Below are 19,061 nucleotides of genomic sequence, written 5' to 3'. Positions count from 1 at the left end.
ATTTTGAGTTTCCCCTACATAGTAAGTATCCTTTTTTTTGGAGTATAAAAAATATAACGTTGTCATGGCTAAAAAATAAAAAAGCCCAAATTTATATTTGGGCTTTGTGGTACCTCCAGGAATCGAACCAGGGACACACGGATTTTCAGTCCGTTGCTCTACCAACTGAGCTAAGGTACCGTTGCTAATGCGGGTGCAAATATAGAATCATTTTTAATTTATCCAAAAGAAAAATCAAAAAAAATCTATTCGTATTTTTGCCTCCTAAATAACCATTACATGCTTTTAGTCCTTGATTTTGGGAATACACAAATCAAAGCTGCTGTCTTTGAGAAGTATACCTTAGTAGAGATGCTTCGATTTGATGTAGCACAAGCGTCCCAAACCTTGGAGTCGCTTTTGCAACGATTTCCAAAAATAAATACAGTTTGCAGTTCATCGGTCACGTTACAACATGAAACTGTTTTAGAAGGGTTGCCACAATCTTTAAAAAAATGGACTATTCAAAGGCAGCATACGTTTCCATTTGTGAATGCTTACCGTACGCCTCAAACCTTGGGATTGGATCGTATGGTATTGGCGGCAGGGGCAGTATTAGCCTATCCCAACCAAAATCGTTTGGTTATTGATGCAGGAACCTGTATTACCTATGACTTTATTACGGATCAAGATGTCTACAAAGGAGGTGCAATTAGTCCAGGGATTCATATGCGCTACAAAGCCCTTCACGAGTATACTACTCAATTACCCTTGCTATCCCTAGTTGATGAATTTTCCCTAACGGGTGATTCGACTGAAAATTCGATACATTCAGGGGTACTCCAAGGCATTCTTTTCGAAATTGAGGGTGTAATTGCACAATATGCTCAAGAAAATCATAACTTTAGTATAATTTTAACCGGCGGAGATGCCAATTTTTTGGCTGCTCATTTAAAAAATAGCATATTTGCCAATCCAAATTTTCTGTTGGAGAGCCTAGTATATGTATACCAATATCAACATAATGATTAAAAATTTTTTATTCCTTTTCGCAACATTGTGCTCCGGGGTGGTTGAAGCACAGCAAGGAACTAGTTCACCCTATTCGTTTTACGGTATCGGCGATGTTCGATTCAAAGGAACCATTGAAAACCGTGCCATGGGAAGTATCACAGCACACGGGGATAGTATTCACGTTAATTTACAAAATCCAGCCTATCATTCGGCTATTCGATTGACCACTTTTGCCGTAGGGGCTACCTATGGAACCAACCAAATAGAATCCAATACACAAAGTGCCCAAACACGCACCACTGCTTTAGACTACATAGCCGTCGTGATTCCTACCAAAAAAGTTGCGTTTTCGTTGGGATTAATGCCTTTTTCTTCCGTAGGTTATAATGTATTAAACGATTTAAATTCATCGATTATTCGCCAGTATACGGGAACAGGTGGCATCAATAAAGTTTATTTTGCAACATCTTTTAGAGTGACCCCCAACTTTTCAATTGGAGCCGATCTTAATTATAATTTCGGAAATATTGAGACCAAATCCATCAGTGCTTTTCCTGGTGTAGAATTTGCCACCCGCGAAATTAATACCTCTAATGCCTCTGGGGTAAATTATAATATCGGTTTACGCTACCAAAAATTGTTTAAGAAGAAATATTTAGTCTACACAAGTGCTGTTTTCAGTCCCGAAGCCAATCTTACATTCAACAATACGCGCCAATTGTCTTTGATTAGCTGGATTATTGGAGGTTCTGAATCCGTGATACCAGGGCAAACTCAGGATTTACAGGTAGCAGATACCAAGGTCAAACTACCCTCTAAAATGGATTTTGGTTTTGGTTTTGGGCAAACCAACAAGTGGACGATTGGGGCCAATCTTCTTTTTCAAAATGCGAGTAATTTTGGAAATCGAAATAATGATATCACGAATGTTCGCTTTGAGAACGCGACGCGTTTTAGCCTTGGGGGTTATTATATCCCCAACTATAAATCGTTTTCAAGTTACTTTGACCGTGTAGTTTACCGTGCTGGACTTCGGTACGAGAATACAGGGTTGATTTTAAATGATAAGTCCATAACAGATACAGCGGCTACACTTGGACTTGGCTTGCCCGTACGTGGGACTTTTTCAAACGTAAATTTTGTATTTGAATATGGTTCTCGAGGTACACAAAGCAATAATTTGGTGAGAGAGCGTTATTTCAATGTAGGATTCTCATTTTCGTTCAACGATCAATGGTTCCAAAGAAGAAAGTATGATTAATTAAATGCATGAACTATGAGAGCAAATTGGACTTTATGGATATGTATTTTTTGTGCTACCGTTTTTGGTCAAAAAAATTGTACGCTAACAAAAGATTTTGATACAGCTATTAATGAAAAGAATTTTGAAGAGGCATCCATCTTGTGGAAAGATTATCTTGCTCAATGCGAAAGTAAGACAGAGTCTGAGTTCAAAAAAGGAGAGGTAATTTACACGGCTTCTATTGAGAATGCCAAAGATCCAAAATCAAAGAAAATAGAAGTTGATGCTCTCCTTGGATACTATAATCAGTACAATGCGTTGTTTCCTAACAATGGGATGGAAATGTTTTCCAAAGTTGCTTTTATAATGTATTCGTACAAAGACGATTTTAAAGCGGAACAAATAAAAAAAGCATTTGATCTTGCCTTCAAAGAAAAAAAAGAGTCTTTTCGCGATCCATCGTATTTATTGGCCTATTTTGAAGTGCAATATCAAAATTTTTATAAAGAGGAAAATGGTGAACAGAAATTGCTTACGCTCTTTTTCGATGTAGTAGCCAAATGCAATGTTAATCGTTTAAAGTTTTCTGAGTTTTCCTCAGAATATGATGCACTTCAACAAACGATGCAAGTGCGGTTGAAGGATCAATTGAATCGAATGAGTTTGGATGCCTTTGCACACAAAGCGGATGATAAAGATGTATCGAATCCATTTTGGATGCAAGGATTGGTAGAAGCTTTGGCTAAGTTTTGTGAAATGGACCCCATTTTTCTAACACGCGCTGAACAATCGCATCAATTGGAGCAAAATGCTACTACGGCTTATTATTATGCCGTTGCACTCAAAAATCAAGGAAGTTTAAATAAAGCTTTGACTTATTTTGATGAATCGCTAACCCTGGAAAAGCAAGGAAAGTTAAAGTCCGATCGCGCCTGTCAAGTTGCCATGTATCTCTTGGGGAGTGATAATAAAGCGGCAATGCACTATCTTGAAAAAGCCCAGATTGCTGATCCCAAAAACGCAAAAGTTAGCTTGTTAATGGGTGAGGTGTATGTAAATGCCATAAAAGAATGTGATTTGGAGGGTAAATCTGCCGAAGCTGTTTATGTACTGGCTGCCAAAACGGTCTTAAAAGCAGCAGCAGCAGATAAAAGATTTGCAGCCGCCGCTCAAAAGAAAGCCGATGAATATCGTAAAAATGTCACCACACCTAATGGTAAAAAGACAACTGTAGCCGTAGGATGTTGGATCAATCAAACTGTAAGCTGGTAATGAAAAAAGCGCTAGGGATACTCGGTGTTTTTATTGTTTTTTGGAGCACTTTGGCATGTGAAAGCAAGTTACGTGAAGTTCAAAAATCAGTGTATGCCGAATTTACGCCCAGCGGTGATGCCGATTCTATTCATGTCAAATACACCGATTCGGGTCGGATTAAATCGGTGTTGGAGAGTCCCAAAATGCTTGATTATGCCACCGTAAAGTATCCCTACACCGAATTTCCAAAAGGGGTTCGCGTTACTCTTTACGATAACAAAGGCTTACCCACATTTGTCACAGCCAAATATGCGGTGAGTTTTAAAGATACCGACTTATTTGATCTACAAGGGAACGTCAAAATCAGTAACACCGCGGGACAGGTATTTGAAACGGAGCAACTTTATTTTGATCAAAAAAACGAATGGTTTTTTACCGAAAGACGCTATAAATTTACCGATCCCAAAGGGGTTTCCTATGGCGAAGGTGTTGATTTTAGTAAAGATTTGAAAATTATAAACTCGCAACGAGTCTCAGGGGCTTTAGATAAAACAGAGTAACATTATGGGCTATTTGAAAATTACACAGTACTTGTATTTAGTGGCAGCGGGAATTTTTGCTTTTGATGCGATTACGCATTGGAACGACGAACCCAAACCTTGGATTAGTGTAGGGATTGCGCTGGTTTCCCTTTTTTTATTTTTCTTTCGACGCCATTTTGCCAAAAAATTCCAAGACCGTCAAAACGCCCAAGGCAGAAAATAAAAATCACCCAATTTTCAGTCAGTTGAAGCCCTTATTCTTTTTAAAATAGGATAAATTAAGGCTAAAAACTTTCCTTATTTACTATCAAAATTTGAAAAATTGGTAGCGTAATCGTGCGATTTGAAATCATTCAAAAAAAAATCGCTTTCCAGCGTAAATTATCCAACTACGATTGTAATTATTTCATAGATAATTGTATTTTCGCAGACTGAAATAAAAATATAGTAGATACAATGGCAGTTTTACAGAAAATTAGAAATCGTTCCGGATTGCTTTTACTGATTATTGGTTTTGCCTTATTGGCTTTTGTGGTGCAAGATTTGTTTACCAATGGATTGAGCCAACAATCGCATGATGTAGGAAGCGTCAATGGGAAAGACATCGCCTTCGAAGATTTTAGAGTGAAAGTAGCGAATCTTGAAAAAAGTGGGCAAGGGGGGCAAATGACTCAGACGCAAGCTGCTAACCAAACTTGGGATATTGAAGTGAATAAAACACTTTTGGTAGATCAGTTTGAAAAAGCGGGAATTCGTGTGGGCGAAACCTTCAAATTGGAAACCTTCAAAAAAGATCCCAATATCGGTGCTAACCCAATGTTCCAAAACAAAGGAAAATTTGATTTGAATAAATTCAAAGAGTTTTTCAAAAACAATCCAGAGCAAGCCAAAATGTTCGAGCAACAAGAAAAGGACATGGAGCTTAATGGAAAATTCCAAATCTACAACACCCTAGTGAAAGCTGGGATGTATGTGACTCAAGTGGAAGGAAAATTCAAATATGCTTTAGAACAAGATAAAGTGGACTTTGACTACGTTGGCGTAATGTACTCTTCGATCAAAGATAGTGAAGTAAAAGTAACCGATGAAGAGATCACAGCCTACATGCAAAAACACGAACAACGTTTTAAAGCGGAAGAAAGTCGTGAAATCGAGTATGTATTGGTAGAAGATAAACCCTCTAATAAAGATCAAGAGGAAGCTAAAGCGAAGTTAATGGCTTTGTTGAATTCAACTGTGGAGTACAACAAAGAAACAGGTAAAAATGATACGTTACCCGGTTTTAACACTGCGACAAATGTGGCTGAATTTGTGGCCAACAATTCCGATCGTTCTTACGATTCTACTTACGTGACCAAACAACAATTGCCTGCGGCCGTAGCCGATGCATTGGTGAACTTGCCAAACGGTGAAATTTATGGTCCTTATGTAGATGGTGATTACTATTGTTTGAGTAAAATGATGGGTCGTAAAGCCAATGAAAAAGCCAAAGCAAGTCATATCTTGATTAGCTGGGAAGGGATTGATCGCGTTCAGAAAAAAGAAAAAAGAACCAAAGAAGAAGCGAAAGTTAAAGCCGAAAGTTTATTGGCACAAGCGAAAGCAAATCCAGGTTCCTTTATGATGTTAGCATTAACCAATTCGGATGACTCATCGGCGCAACAGGGCGGTGACTTAGGGTATTTCGGTCCCAACCAAATGGTGAAACCTTTCAACGATTTTGTATTCAATAATCCTGTGGGAACCATCGGTTTAGTGGAATCTGAATTTGGATACCACATCATTAATGTTACGGATAAGCAAGATGGTATTCGTTTGGCTACTATTGCCCAAAAAATTCAACCTTCTGAAGCCACTACCAATGAAGCGTATACCAAAGCGACTCAGTTTGAAATGGATGCAGCGAAGGGTGACTTTGCCAAACTTGCCAAAAAATCAGGGTTAAAAGTGGAGTCTATCAAAGCTAAGGCGATGGATGAAGCTTTAGGTGCTGCAGGCAATCAACGTCAAGTGGTGAAATGGGCCTACAGTGAAGATACAGCTATTGGCGATGTGAAACGTTTTGAAGTGACCAACGTAGGGCACGTTATTGCGCGTTTGAAAAAAATTAATCCCAAAGGGTTGACGCCAATTGAAGATGCTCGTCCTTCTGTTGAGGGCATTCTTAAAAATGAAAAGAAAGCGCAATTGATTATGGCTAAAATGAAAGGAAGTTCCTTGGAAGCTATTGCCAAAGCCAATAAAACTTCGGTGATGAACATTCCTGCGGTTTCTATTGAGAGTCCTATGCTCCCAAGCGTAGGTATGGAAGCGAAGGTAGTTGGTACTGCTTTTGGAACGCCAAAGAATAAAATTTCTGAGCCTATCGAAGGTGTATCTGGGGTGTATGTGGTCAAAACCAAAGCAGTGACCAAAGCACCAAAAATCGCGAAATATGATGAGAATGTAATGCGTTTAAAGCAACAAGCTGCTCAAAATGCAAATCGTGTGATTCCATCGTTACGCAACGCAGCCGATATTCAAGACAATCGTTTAGAATTCTATTAATCGATACTGAATTACATAAAAAATCCCGAAGAAGCACTTCGGGATTTTTTTATTTAGGAAAGAATCATTTTTGCATAAGGAACCACCACAGGGTATCCTTTTTCGGTGAAGTAATCGGTTGGGTTTTCTTGAGAAACGACCAAAACAAAATCACCGCCCCAAGCCCCCAAACTTTTAATCACCCCATCAAAGTCGGGAAAGAGGGCTTCTTGGATCGTCATTTCTTCGAGAACATCACTTAAAACAATTTCATGTTCCCGCAACGCTTTCGCAAATTCTTTGGAATGTTGTGCCGCGATTACCCGTTGTGTAATAGCATTGATCTGTAGAATTGTTTTTTCAATATTACCTTGTTTATCCAAATAGGCCGCAATGGCTGCTTTGGAACTTCTTTTTTGGTTGAGGTACACAAAAAAGAGATGTTCCGTAAAGGCTGGTGCAAAAGACACCGTTTGAATAACAGGTTGTTCGTTTTGCAATTGATAGCGTATTGGGGCGTTGTTTTGCGCACAAGCCACATCGTAACCACTCCCCCCGAAACTTCGTTTTAACAGCGTAAAGGCGTCCACTTTTGCCCATTGTGCGATATTATTTATCAAGGTAGAGGAGGTGCCCAATCCCCAATTTTTGGGAAAACTTAATTCGGTTTCGATATGGAATCCCGCGGCTTGATGCAAAAGCTCAGAATTCATTAAGTAGGCTTCATGCAGTATTTCAATTAGCGTATTTTTAATGTTTGCTGCGGCATCTACTTTTGTTTTTCGGATGATGGATTCAAATGGAATGGTGGCTTCAAACCAGCAGCTTTTGTCGTGGTCAAAACTGGTCCATTGAATGCATTGGTTTTCTCCCGAACTTATGTGTAGGGTTTGTCCAAAGCGCGTAGGGAGGGCTAGCGCTTGTGCCCCGTCCAAAACGACATATTCGCCAGTGATGAGCAGTTTTCCGTTGCTATAAAACGTTTGTTTCATAAAAAGTGTTTTGGAATACAGTTTTTTTAATTAGCCCGGATAGAGCCGATATCCTTCCCCGACAAGAGGAGGGGGAGATACAGGCGAAAGCCGGAGGGGTGTGGTGCAAGAATACAATGTTCTTGCTCCTTATTTTACTTCCGAAGATTTTCAATTAACTCTACCACCGAAGCATGCGTAACCGTTTGCTCGGTAAAGTGTGCGTGAATGGCTTTTCGTTCGTCGGCTGTGGCATGATATTGATTAAGAATATTATTTAAGTGCATCTTCATGTGTCCTTCTTGGATCCCGGTTGTTGTTAACGAACGCAAGGCGGCAAAGTTTTGTGCTAAGCCGGTGGCTGCAACGATTTGCATCAGCTCTTGAGCTGTGGGTTTTCCCAGAATCTCTAAGGCCAATTTCACCAGTGGATGCAACGAGGTGAGTCCACCCACCGTTCCTAGGGCTAGGGGGACGTCCATCCAAAAGGTAAAGCGATCATTTTCGATCTTGGCATGCGATAAGCTGCTGTATTTCCCATTTCGAGCAGCGTAGGCATGAATGCCCGCTTCAACGGCTCTAAAGTCATTACCGGTTGCTAAAACCACGGCGTCGATTCCATTCATAATTCCTTTGTTGTGGGTAACGGCACGGTAGGGTTCGATTTCGGCAATGGTTACTGCTTGCACAAATTTTTCAGCAAAGGCATGTCCGTTTACAATAGCGCCGGGTCTGCCTGGCGGAAGATTTTCGGCCAAATCAGTCACGGGGCATGATACTTCGGCACGAACCACGCAGTTGGGAACATAATTTGATAAAATGCTCATCACGATGGTAATGGCTTTTTCTGAATCGGAAAAAGTTGGTTCTTCAGCCGCCAAACGACACAAGGTTTTGGCCATTTGTTCCAAACAAGAGTTGATGAAATTGGCCCCCATACTATCTTTGGTGTTGAAGGTAACATGCAACTGAAAATAGTGTGCCAATTCGCTACTTATATCGCGGAGTTCAATGTTCAATATACCACCACCTCGTTTGTTCATGTTACGCGTAATGGGTTCGGTTTCGGTTAAGAAAACGGTTTTGTTTTTTTCAAAAAAGGCTTGGAGTTTTTGCGCCTCGCCCTGAAACAAAAAGTGTACCTGCCCAATTTTTTCAGTAGCAATTACCTGTGTTTTGAATCCGCCACGGGTGCTCCAAAATTTGGCTGCTTTGGCCGCAGCCGCTACGACCGAACTTTCTTCGATAACCATGGGCACAGAGTAGTAGGTGCCGTTGATATTGAAGTTGGGCGCGATACCCATCGGGAGGTAGAAATTGGAGATGGTATTTTCGATAAATTCATCGTGCAATTGTTGCAGTTTGGCATCCTGATTCCAATATTGTTTGAAGATTTTTTCAGCCTCTTCGGGGGTATGGAAATAGGTTTGTGCGATCCATTGGATTTTTTCCTCTTTGGATAATTTTGAAAAACCAGAAACGGCTTGATTCATTTTCAGTCGATTATCGTTTAGTATGACAAAGATACATCTTCAACCCTTTGAATGAAGTAAATTTAAGGAAATAAAATGCCTTGTTTAGTTGTATTTTGGCTAAAAAAATAAGGTAGTTTGCTTTTTTTTCATTAAAATTGAACTCGATAATTTTCATTTTTTGAATTATGCTAATGAAAAGGCTTACAGCTTTATTTTTATTCGTTGGGTTAGTGACTTCTGCCCAACAAAAATTAACAATTGAGGAGATTTATACAGGTGCTTTTCGCGCCAAAGGGATGGATGAGTTGCAGGCCATGAAGTTGTCCAATCAATACACGGTGTTGAACACCGATCGCAGTTCCCGAAGTCAGCAAATAGACTTGTATGATTATGCCACTTTAAAAAAGATTAGTACCCTTTTGGATACTAAAAATCATAAAGAATTATCGGATGGTATCGATAGTTATACCTTTAGTTCGGATGAAAAACAAATCTTGATTGCCAACAATTCCAATCCCATTTATCGCCATTCCTTTACGGCCGATTATTATGTTTATGAGGTTACGACCAAGTCCCTTCGCAAAGTTTTGGAACAAGTGCAAGAACCTATCTTTTCCCCTGATGGTACAAAAATTGCGTATGCCAAAGCCAATAATTTGTTTGTATACGACCTCGCTTCCGGACAATCTACAGCGTTAACCACCGATGGGGAGAAGAATGCGATTATCAATGGGATTACCGATTGGGTGTATGAGGAAGAGTTTGCTTTTGTACGTGCTTTTGATTGGAGTATCGATAGTCAGAAAATTGCCTTTATCCGATTTGACGAACGGGAAGTGCCCGAATTTTCAATGGATGTATACGGCAAAAATTTGTATCCCAACCAAGAGCGTTTTAAATACCCCAAAGCGGGAGAGAAAAATGCATTGGTTTCTTTGCATATTTACGATTTAAAAACAGCTGCAAAGAAAGAAGTGAATTTGTCCCAATACAACGATTTTTATATTGCCCGCATGCGTTGGACTAATGATGCCAATGTGTTGTGTGCACAAGTCTTGAATCGCCACCAAAACAATTTGGATTTGTTGTTTATTGACGGAACCACAGCGGATGCTAAAGTGGTTTTGAATGAAAAGGACAATGCGTATGTGGATGTTACTGATAACCTAACGTTTTTGAAAGACAATAGTTTTATTTGGACCTCCGAAAAAGACGGGTGGAACCACATTTATCTTTATGATAAAACAGGAAAATTGAAAAACCAAGTCACCAAAGGCAATTGGGAAGTCACCGCTTATTATGGTTTTGATGAAAAAACGAAAACCGTTTTCTATCAATCCACCGAGAATGGTTCCACACTACGCGATGTTTACCGCATTGGCTTAGACGGCAAAAAGAAAGTGAAGTTGAGTAATCAAGCGGGAACCAGTGCAGCGACTTTTAGTCCCAATTTTGAATTTTTTATCCATTCGTATTCTTCTGCCACGGTACCCCCTACCTATACCTTGAATCAAGCCAAGGATGGAGCGCAAGTACAAATGATCGTCGAAAATTCGGCTTTGATTGAAAAACTCAAAAAATACGATTTACCCACCAAAGAGTTTTTGGTGTTGACTACCGAAAAAGGGCACCAACTCAATGCTTGGATGATCAAGCCTAAGAATTTTGATGCCACCAAGAAATACCCCGTATTTATGTATCAATATTCGGGTCCGGGTTCGCAACAAGTGGCCAACGACTGGTTGGATACCAACGATTATTGGTTTATGATGTTGGCACAACAAGGCTATATTACGGTTTGTGTTGACGGTCGAGGCACCGGATTCAAAGGAGCGGCTTTCAAAAAATGTACGCAAAAGGAATTGGGGAAATACGAAGTAGAAGATCAAATTGATGCCGCTAAAGTAATGGGTAACTATGCCTATGTTGATAAAAACCGTATCGGTATTTTCGGTTGGTCGTATGGCGGATTTATGGCAAGCAACTGTTTGTTTAAAGGGGCAGACGTTTTCAAAATGGCCATTGCGGTGGCTCCCGTGACCAACTGGCGTTTTTACGATTCGATTTACACCGAGCGCTATTTACAAACACCTCAAGAAAACCCATCGGGATACGATGAGAATTCACCCATCAACCACGTCAGTAAGTTGAAAGGAAGTTTCTTGTTGATCCATGGAACCGCCGATGACAATGTACATGTACAGAATTCAATGCAAATGATTGAGGCCTTAGTGCAAGCCAACAAACAATTTGATTGGGCCATTTATCCCGACAAAAACCATGGTATCTATGGTGGGAAAACGCGGTTACAACTCTACACCAAAATGACCAATTTTATTAAAGAGAAACTATAACTAACTAAAACCAATAATCGATTATGAGTGAAGTAGCAACAAAAGGAAGCCATCCAAAAGGCCTTTGGGTATTGTTTGGAACCGAAATGTGGGAGCGATTCAATTTTTATGGAATGCGTGCCATATTAACCTTGTTTATGGTAAATTCCTTATTAATCAAAGAAGCAGATGCCGCCATTATTTATGGAGGATTTTTAGCCCTTTGTTATTTAACCCCACTTTTAGGTGGATTTATTTCCGATAAATATATCGGTAACCGATACAGTATTATGCTGGGGGGAACCCTAATGGCCATTGGACAGTTTTTGTTGTTTATCAGTGCCTCAACGTTTGATAGTAGTTTAGGCGGTGCCAAGTTATTCATGTGGATCGCCTTGTTTATTATCATCTTTGGAAATGGTTTCTTCAAGCCAAATATTTCTTCCATGGTGGGAAGTTTGTATCCCAAGCAAGAAAAAAACAAGTTAGATTCGGCCTTTACCATTTTCTATATGGGAATCAATATCGGTGCTTTTTTGGGTCAATTCATTTGTCCATGGGTAGGCGATGTGAAAGATGCTGAAACGGGAGTTCGTGATATTTTTGCTTTCAAATGGGGCTTTTTAGCTGCTTCAATTGCAATGATCATTGGAACTATCACGTTCTTTTTATTAAAAAATAAATATGTGGTCACCCCTGAAGGGCGTCCAATTGGCGGCTTGCCAAAAAACAATGATGCCAATGATTTTGAAGAAGGAGAAACACAAACGGCGCAATTTAAAGGGTCTTCCATTGGGATTGCTTTTGTTGTTTTTGGGGTTTTATTCTTTGTTTTCCGCTATATATTGGTTGGCGAATTCGGGTTCTCATCAGTCGAAATGGGGCAATTGATCAAAGGAATTATCTATCCTTTCATCTATTCTGCTGGGATTTCTTTAGCGTATTTAATTATGAGTTCAGCCGAAACGAAAATTGAGCGCCAACGTATTTGGGTGATTTACATCGTTTCTTTCTTTATTATTTTCTTCTGGGCTGCTTTTGAACAGGCGGGCTCCTCTTTAACATTCATTGCAGACAATCAAACGGATCGTAACATTTTCGGTTGGAATATGCCTCCTTCTATGGTGCAAATTTTCAATGGCGTGTTTGTAGTAATGATGGCTTTGCCCTTTAGTTTGTTGTGGGATAAATTGCGTGCTGCAGGAAAAGAACCAGTATCTCCTATGAAACAAGCTTTTGGATTGGCCTTTATCGCATTGAGTTATTTTATCATCGCTCACAATGTAAAGGATTTAGGAAATTCAGGCTTGTTGGCCATTAAATGGTTGATGTTATTGTATTTCATTCAAACGCTTGGCGAATTGTGTTTGTCTCCCATCGGATTGTCGTTGGTGGGGAAATTAGCGCCAAAACGTTTTGCTTCATTATTGTATGGGGTGTTCTTTATTTCGAATGCTGCGGGCTATGCCTTGGCAGGGTCGTTGGGGGCTATTCTTCCAGCTACTGGGGATAAATATTTAGCCGCTCAAGAACAAGGAATTAGTTTACAAGAGGTTTTAGATAAAAAACATGATCCTTCAGCTAAAGAGTTATTTGTACTTGCACAATATAATTTAGCAGATATTGACAAGGAAAAACTTGATGCAAATAAAGTCGATTTAAAGAAAGTTATTGATCAAAATAACAAAATGATAAGTGAAATAAAAAAGAAAGATAAAAATGCTAAAATTAAACCTGAGCAGTTGGTTTATCCTAGTGATTCTGACTTAGAAAAGATAAAAAGTGAGAAGATAATTAGTGTTGAACATAAAAAGTTTGCTGGCTTCGAAATCCACAACTTATATGAGTTTTTTATGGTGTTTGTCATTTTATGTGGTATTGCAGCATTGATTTTAGCCTTATTATCGCCTCGTTTGAAAAAAATGATGCACGGAATCCAATAATTAGATTAGAAAATATTTTTATATCTTTCAAACCTACAAGTGCTGCTTGTAGGTTTTGTTTTTTAACTCAATAATTATGTGGAAAAGTCATCCTAAGGCCTTGCCTTACTTGTTTTTATCGGAAATGTGGGAGCGTTTCGGGTATTATTTAATGATCGGTATTTTTACCTTGTATCTCAAAGATGTAGAAGCAGGATTTGCCATGACCGAGAAAGAGTCATCCGATTTGTACGGAACCTTTATTGCCTTGGTTTTTTTAACGCCTTTCATCGGTGGATTAATCGCCGACCGTTATTGGGGATATAAAAAATCGATTGTTATTGGCGGACTCATGATGGGGGCGGGATACATGATGATGGGCATTCACAGTTTACCCATGCTATATGTGGCAATGACCCTCGTTATTCTTGGAAACGGATTTTTCAAACCCAATATTTCCACGCTTTTAGGGAACTTTTACAACGATGATCAATACAAAGAAAAGAAAGACGAAGGGTACAATATTTTCTATATGGGCATCAATATTGGAGCGTTTATTTGCAACTTTTTTGGCGCCGCTTTTAAAATTCTTTTCGGATGGCAATATGCCTTTATGGCTGCAGGTGTGGGGATGTTTATTGGGGTTCTGGTTTTCATCTTAGGATCCAAACATTACGGTGATAAAACCGATAAAAAAGGAGAACAACCTGGCGATATGCCGTTTAGTAAAATTGTGCTGTACATTCTTTTGCCTTCCGTTATTTTTGGAGTCATTGGTTGGATGTTGAAGGGCACTTTTTCTGAAACCAATACCGATAGTTACATCTTCGGATCCGATAGTACCGATGCCTTCATTTTTGCGTGTATTCCTGTGATTTTTTTCTATGGAAGTTTATACTTTAAAGCCAAAGCTGAAGAAAAACGACCCATTGGAGCTTTGTTATCCATTTTTGCGGTAGTTATTTTATTTTGGGCTGTATTCAAACTGAATGGATCGGCCTTAAATAATTGGGGTGATAAATACACCGACCGCGAGTTAACAGGCACTGCACAACAAATTGGGTCAAAACTTGTTTTGGTAGATACACTCCATTATAAAAAAGATAGCGTTGCCCTTTACGATGAATATTTCCGTATTCAAAAGAAAGATGGCGAAGTTGTAAAAACGGTCGATTATCCTTTGTACTTCCGTAATGTAGCTCCAGAAAAGAAACCACAAGAAGAAGCATCTGTGTACACCTGGTCCTCCAATTTAAGTCAGTCGATTAATCCAGGTTGGGTGATTCTATTAACGCCTTTGGTGGTCGCTTTCTTTACTTTTTTACGTCACCGACAAAAAGAACCGACGACGCCCACCAAAATTGCTTTTGGTTTGTTGATTTCGGCCTTGTCCGTTTTAGTTATGGTCGCCGCTGTAAAAGCAGGACAAAATGGCGCTGAAAAAGTATCCGTTTGGTGGTTGGTAGCCAACTATGGTGTGATCACGATTGGGGAGTTGTTTTTGAGTCCGATGGGGTTGTCGGTGGTATCCAAATTGAGTCCCCGTAACATCACTTCCTTAATGATGGGCGGTTGGTTTTTGGCAACTTCTATCGGAAATAAATTATCTGGGGTATTAGCGAGCATGTGGGACAGTTACGAAGACAAATCCAATTTCTTCTGGCTAAACTTTGCCTTGCTTTTATTTGCCGCCTCACTCATGTTTATTCTTTTAAAACGATTGAACGCGGTGATGCGTGAAAATGGAATTCGCTAATGGAGACAATGATCGAACAAATTCAAAATTTTAAAGGAAAATACCCAAAGCAACTGTGGTATTTATTCTTTAGTGAAATGTGGGAACGCTTCAGTTTCTATGGCATGCGCGGAATGCTGGCCGTATTTATGGTGAGTCAACTGAAGATGAGTGAAACAACCGCCAATTTACAATATGGAGCTACCCAAGCTTGGGTGTATGCCTTTACATTTATTGGGGGCTTGTTAGCCGATAAAATATTAGGTTTACGCAGGTCCTTGTTTTGGGGAGGAATTCTAATGATTATCGGTAGTGTAATTCTCGCCATTAGTCCCAAAGAGTTATTTTTCACAGGAATTGGCTTTACCATTGTAGGGACAGGATTTTTCAAACCCAATATTTCCTCAATGGTTGGGCAACTGTATAGAGACAATGATCCTCGACGTGATGCGGGATTTTCATTGTTTTATGCTGGGGTAAATTTAGGAGCATTAATCGGTGGTTACATCTGTATTGCTGTGGCCAACGGAACCCTATGGAGTTCCTTTGTCGCTGAAAACTTGCGTTGGAATTATGCGTTTGGTTTTGCCTCTATCGTCATGATTATTAGTTTACTGACCTTTACGCAAACCCAAAAAAGCTTGGGCGAAATTGGATTGTCACCGCTGACCCATATGGAGGTCTCAAAACGTAAAGGCTTAGAGATTGGAACCTATATTGCTTCTTTGATTTTTATTCCGATTATCATAAAAATGGTAGCCAATACAACCTATACCGATTATTTTATGAAGGTTATTGGCCCCTTAGCGGTGGTTTATCTTTTTTATGAAATGAAGAACTTTTCCAAAGCAGAAAATTTAAAGTTATTAGCGGCGCTTATTTTTATTGTTTTCTCAATTTTCTTTTGGGCATTCTTTGAACAAAGTGGAGGTTCTTTAAGTTTATTTGCCGCCAATAATTTACAAAATACAGTGCTTGGAGTTGAATTAGACCCCAATGGAGTCAACAATTCTGCCAATTCACTTTTTGTAATTGTTTTCGCTGCTTTGGTAGGAATGGTTTGGGTTTGGATGGCTAAAAAGAAAATTGAGCCTAATACGGTCGTCAAATTTGGATTGGGATTCTTGTTCTTGGCAGGTGGTTTTTGGGTATTTTATTATACCAAATTCTTCGCAGGTCCCGATGGAAAAACCTCGTTGGATTTGTTTACATTGGGATGGTTTGTTATCACCTTTGGCGAGTTGTGTTTATCGCCAATAGGCATGAGTGCGATGACCAAATTATCACCCCAAAAAACCCAAGCCGTGATCATGGGAATGTGGTTTTTGGCCAGTGCTTACGGACAGTATTTTGCAGGACTACTCGGAGCAGGAATTGCCGAAGCCTCTAAAAATGCCACCAATCTTCAGAAACTCAACACGTATGCGGATGGCTACCAACAATTGGCACTCTATGCATTGATTGCTGGTGTCGTGCTCATCGTCATTTCGCCTTTGGTCCGAAAATTGATGCAGGATGTGAAATAATTTGTAACTTTCGAACGTAATTTACTTTTGTTATGAAAAAAATTGTACTTGCTTTTTTGTTGCTCACAGGATTACAATCCCTACAAGCTCAAGAAGGATTAACATGGCACACCGATATCAACAAGGCTATCGAACTTTCCCGCAGTGAACAAAAACCCTTGTTCTTATTTTTCACCGGAAGCGATTGGTGCGGTTGGTGTATCCGTTTGCAAACGGAAGTTTTTAAAAAACCAGAATTTATCCAATGGGCCAAGGAAAAAGTAATCTTGGTTGAACTCGATTTCCCACGACGTACTCCTCAAACGGATGCATTGCGTCAACAAAATATGCAATTGCAACAAGTCTTTCAAGTGCGAGGGTATCCCTCAGTGTATTTGGTAAAACCCACAGAGGTCAATGGCAAAACTAATTTTGAGCAATTAGGACAAACGGGTTACGTGGCAGGTGGCCCCGAAAAATGGCTAGCGGGTGCCAACGAAATGCTGACGCGCTATGTGCCCGACCCGAAGCCAAAAAAAGATAAAAAGAAAGCTTAATACACGCTAAACGATCCCTTTTCTGAAGTATCATGAAAAGGGATTTTTAGTTTAAAACAGAGTTCTCTCCACGATTTTCGCAAATGATATGAATTGCTTCCGTCAAGCACAACCCAATCCGGGCGATTGCGTCGTAACCACGATTCAGGGCTACACCGCGGATTATTGGTCACAATCAAAATATGGGGACGATCTTTAGGGAAACGCCCTTCTTCATCGACCAATGCTATTTTTTTTCCGTTCAGCCAAAATCGATTTTGTCGCAAGTCTTGCTTTGCAGCAGGAGCAATCCATCGGGATAAAGCAAACGCTTCGAGGGTAGGGAAGTCGGTATTAGTGTTTGCTAAATATTGATATTGATGGTGCTGCTGCTGCGCAATTATAGTAGCTTTTCGTTGATGGAAAAGAATCCATGCCTCTTCTTGCCAATGGTAATGCCGAATTCCGAAAATCGCCAATTGAAAAACCAGTATACTCCCTAAGAAATTCCTGCAACTATAGAAGTTCCGTCTTTCCACCGCAAAAACGCCCATCACGATGATACCATACAAAAGGAGCATAGCCGTCAGATTCATCGGAATGCCACTCCATACCATTTCTTCTTGTTCGGAAATGATGCGAATGATTCCATTCATAAGATCCAATGCCCACTGTACTAATTTTAATAAGGGCGTCCAAATCCAATTTAAATACGCCATCACCACGCATAGTAGTCCCAAACCCATCAAAACGCCCATCCCCGGTAATAAAAGTAAATTAGTAACGAAGAATAGCCCAGGAAATTGATGAAAATAATACAACGATAGGGGCAATGTACCCAATTGTGCCGCTAAGGAAACGGAAAGTAAGTCGCGTACATACCGCCCCATTTTGGACTGCGGTGACCAAAGATTTTGCAAAATAGGATGCAACCAAAGAATGAAAAAAACAGCAGTATAACTCAGTTGTAGTCCCACGTCCCAAAGCGCATGGGGTTGCCAAAGTAAAATGAGAAATAAAGAAGTAAATAAGGTGTTGTAACTATTACTGCTCCGTCGCAGGTACTCTCCCACAGCAAGTCCCGAAAACATGATCACCGAGCGTAATACGGAGGGGGCTAACCCAGCTAAAAATCCAAACGTCCAAAGACCAAAGATGACAATCACAATTTTTAAATGTCGAAACCGTCGGGTATTGGGAAAGGGTTTGAGAAGCGTTTGTATAAAAATCAGCACAAAACCTACATGAAGTCCAGAAACCGATAAAATATGTACTGCCCCCGCTTTTTGATAGGCTTGAATTAGATCGGTATTCATATCTTGCTGTTGCCCCAAAATTAGCGCCATAATGAGCGCCAAATCCGATTCATTCAAGTGCTTTTTTAAACGTTGGTAAACCGTTTGCCGAATGCCATCAGCTATAGAGGGGATACTTTTTTGGGGAGGACTAAGCAATTTTGCATTAGTGATCAAAAGTTGTCCATACCAATGCTTGTTTTTTAGATAAGTGCTGTAATCAAACTGCCCCGGATTTGCAGTTGGTTCCAAAGGAAGGAAATGTCCCGATACGCCGTACAATTCCCCAATTTTATAGATTTGCTCATTTTTAGGGAACCCCACAACAATTTTTCCCACCGTTTTTTGGCCGTTCCCCTCGTGCACCTCTGCCACATAACGGGTTCGTGTTTTTGACGTGCGTAACTGTGATTCTAACGTAACAACAAGGGTACAGGCTTGCGATTTTTTGAGGAAATGTGTAAAATGGTACGGATTTCGCTCCGGAATATCCATAGCAACTCGCAACCCACCGATACCCACAAATACTAGTAATAGTAGGCCCCCAAGCGCGTAAGGTGGTGTTATAAATTTTCGCGTATAATAATGGATGACTCCTACGGTTAGCGCTGAAAAAAGGATACCGGATGCCCATAAGACGGGTGGAACAACAAAAAGTTTTCCGAGAAAAAGTCCAATAATAAAGGCGAGGGTAACTCGAATCAGCGGAAATTGAATGGCTTTCATATTCC

Annotated in this window: 14 protein-coding genes and 1 tRNA gene; 11 read left to right on the top strand and 4 right to left on the bottom strand. The window is 40.0% G+C overall.

The window, feature by feature from the left end; all coding sequences use genetic code 11:
* Positions 1-107: 107 nt before the first annotated feature.
* Positions 108-180 (bottom strand) — tRNA-Phe (locus tag Q0037_RS03870).
* Positions 181-279: 99 nt separating this feature from the next.
* On the opposite strand from Q0037_RS03870, the gene Q0037_RS03865 reads away from it, so the two are divergent.
* The 6 genes from Q0037_RS03865 to Q0037_RS03840 all read left to right on the top strand — a co-directional run bounded on the left by Q0037_RS03865 (position 280) and on the right by Q0037_RS03840 (position 6,579).
* The gene (locus tag Q0037_RS03865; RefSeq protein ID WP_297515717.1) at positions 280-1,011 is read left to right on the top strand and encodes a type III pantothenate kinase; all 732 of its coding nucleotides are present in this window, start codon (positions 280-282) and stop codon (positions 1,009-1,011) included.
* Positions 1,004-2,254, top strand: coding sequence for a hypothetical protein (locus tag Q0037_RS03860; RefSeq protein WP_297515714.1), 1,251 nt, complete (start codon positions 1,004-1,006; stop codon positions 2,252-2,254). The genes Q0037_RS03865 and Q0037_RS03860 overlap by 8 nt, the downstream gene beginning before the upstream one ends.
* Before the next feature lie 15 nt (positions 2,255-2,269).
* Positions 2,270-3,508 carry a hypothetical protein gene (locus Q0037_RS03855; protein ID WP_297515711.1) on the top strand — a complete coding sequence of 413 codons (1,239 nt, stop codon included), beginning with the start codon at positions 2,270-2,272 and terminating at the stop codon, positions 3,506-3,508.
* The gene (gene lptC / locus Q0037_RS03850; RefSeq protein WP_297515709.1) at positions 3,508-4,050 is read left to right on the top strand and encodes an LPS export ABC transporter periplasmic protein LptC; all 543 of its coding nucleotides are present in this window, start codon (positions 3,508-3,510) and stop codon (positions 4,048-4,050) included. Before Q0037_RS03855 ends, lptC begins: the two co-directional genes overlap by 1 nt.
* A gap of 4 nt (positions 4,051-4,054) precedes the next feature.
* Positions 4,055-4,255, top strand: a complete 201-nt coding sequence (locus Q0037_RS03845; protein WP_073361595.1) for a hypothetical protein — start codon at positions 4,055-4,057, stop codon at positions 4,253-4,255.
* Positions 4,256-4,488: 233 nt separating this feature from the next.
* Entirely contained in the window at positions 4,489-6,579 is a 2,091-nt protein-coding gene (locus tag Q0037_RS03840) for a peptidylprolyl isomerase (protein WP_297515705.1), read from the top strand.
* Positions 6,580-6,632: 53 nt separating this feature from the next.
* On the opposite strand, the gene Q0037_RS03835 is transcribed toward Q0037_RS03840, so the two are convergent.
* On the bottom strand, positions 6,633-7,550 hold the full coding sequence (locus tag Q0037_RS03835; protein WP_297515702.1) for a GYDIA family GHMP kinase: 918 nt from the start codon (positions 7,548-7,550) through the stop codon (positions 6,633-6,635).
* A 134-nt stretch (positions 7,551-7,684) separates the two neighbouring features.
* A complete protein-coding gene (locus tag Q0037_RS03830; protein WP_297515700.1) occupies positions 7,685-9,022 on the bottom strand; it encodes a hydroxymethylglutaryl-CoA reductase, degradative in 1,338 nt (445 codons plus the stop codon).
* Positions 9,023-9,189: 167 nt separating this feature from the next.
* Between Q0037_RS03830 and Q0037_RS03825 the strand changes: the two genes are divergently transcribed.
* The 5 genes from Q0037_RS03825 (at position 9,190) to Q0037_RS03805 (ending at position 17,056) form a co-directional block, all read left to right on the top strand.
* Positions 9,190-11,358, top strand: a complete 2,169-nt coding sequence (locus Q0037_RS03825; protein ID WP_297515696.1) for a S9 family peptidase — start codon at positions 9,190-9,192, stop codon at positions 11,356-11,358.
* A 23-nt stretch (positions 11,359-11,381) separates the two neighbouring features.
* Positions 11,382-13,280, top strand: coding sequence for a peptide MFS transporter (locus tag Q0037_RS03820; protein WP_297515695.1), 1,899 nt, complete (start codon positions 11,382-11,384; stop codon positions 13,278-13,280).
* 76 nt (positions 13,281-13,356) lie between these two features.
* Positions 13,357-15,015 (top strand): peptide MFS transporter, encoded by a 1,659-nt coding sequence (locus tag Q0037_RS03815; protein ID WP_297515692.1) that lies wholly within the window; start codon positions 13,357-13,359, stop codon positions 15,013-15,015.
* A complete protein-coding gene (locus tag Q0037_RS03810) occupies positions 15,015-16,520 on the top strand; it encodes a peptide MFS transporter (protein ID WP_297515690.1) in 1,506 nt (501 codons plus the stop codon). The genes Q0037_RS03815 and Q0037_RS03810 overlap by 1 nt, the downstream gene beginning before the upstream one ends.
* A gap of 32 nt (positions 16,521-16,552) precedes the next feature.
* On the top strand, positions 16,553-17,056 hold the full coding sequence (locus tag Q0037_RS03805; protein WP_297515687.1) for a thioredoxin family protein: 504 nt from the start codon (positions 16,553-16,555) through the stop codon (positions 17,054-17,056).
* On the opposite strand, the gene Q0037_RS03800 is transcribed toward Q0037_RS03805, so the two are convergent.
* Positions 17,053-19,056 (bottom strand): ComEC/Rec2 family competence protein, encoded by a 2,004-nt coding sequence (locus Q0037_RS03800; protein WP_297515684.1) that lies wholly within the window; start codon positions 19,054-19,056, stop codon positions 17,053-17,055. The two genes, Q0037_RS03805 and Q0037_RS03800, sit on opposite strands and share 4 nt — an antisense overlap.
* Positions 19,057-19,061: the final 5 nt, after the last annotated feature.

It is taken from the genome of Flavobacterium sp., from assembly GCF_027482425.1.
Lineage (GTDB): Bacteria > Bacteroidota > Bacteroidia > Flavobacteriales > Flavobacteriaceae > Flavobacterium.
Note: the sequence above shows the minus strand (reverse complement) of the source record. Positions and strands in the feature narration are given on the sequence as shown.

Bases quoted from the DNA above. Each gene is read 5' to 3' on its own strand.
- Q0037_RS03825 (WP_297515696.1), top strand. From the start codon at position 9,190: ATGCTAATGAAAAGGCTTACAGCTTTATTTTTATTCGTTGGGTTAGTG.
- Q0037_RS03830 (WP_297515700.1), bottom strand. From the start codon at position 9,022: ATGAATCAAGCCGTTTCTGGTTTTTCAAAATTATCCAAAGAGGAAAAA.
- Q0037_RS03840 (WP_297515705.1), top strand. From the start codon at position 4,489: ATGGCAGTTTTACAGAAAATTAGAAATCGTTCCGGATTGCTTTTACTG.
- Q0037_RS03855 (WP_297515711.1), top strand. From the start codon at position 2,270: ATGAGAGCAAATTGGACTTTATGGATATGTATTTTTTGTGCTACCGTT.
- Q0037_RS03860 (WP_297515714.1), top strand. From the start codon at position 1,004: ATGATTAAAAATTTTTTATTCCTTTTCGCAACATTGTGCTCCGGGGTG.
- lptC (WP_297515709.1), top strand. From the start codon at position 3,508: ATGAAAAAAGCGCTAGGGATACTCGGTGTTTTTATTGTTTTTTGGAGC.
- Q0037_RS03865 (WP_297515717.1), top strand. From the start codon at position 280: ATGCTTTTAGTCCTTGATTTTGGGAATACACAAATCAAAGCTGCTGTC.
- Q0037_RS03805 (WP_297515687.1), top strand. From the start codon at position 16,553: ATGAAAAAAATTGTACTTGCTTTTTTGTTGCTCACAGGATTACAATCC.
- Q0037_RS03835 (WP_297515702.1), bottom strand. From the start codon at position 7,550: ATGAAACAAACGTTTTATAGCAACGGAAAACTGCTCATCACTGGCGAA.
- Q0037_RS03845 (WP_073361595.1), top strand. From the start codon at position 4,055: ATGGGCTATTTGAAAATTACACAGTACTTGTATTTAGTGGCAGCGGGA.
- Q0037_RS03810 (WP_297515690.1), top strand. From the start codon at position 15,015: ATGGAGACAATGATCGAACAAATTCAAAATTTTAAAGGAAAATACCCA.
- Q0037_RS03815 (WP_297515692.1), top strand. From the start codon at position 13,357: ATGTGGAAAAGTCATCCTAAGGCCTTGCCTTACTTGTTTTTATCGGAA.
- Q0037_RS03820 (WP_297515695.1), top strand. From the start codon at position 11,382: ATGAGTGAAGTAGCAACAAAAGGAAGCCATCCAAAAGGCCTTTGGGTA.
- Q0037_RS03800 (WP_297515684.1), bottom strand. From the start codon at position 19,056: ATGAAAGCCATTCAATTTCCGCTGATTCGAGTTACCCTCGCCTTTATT.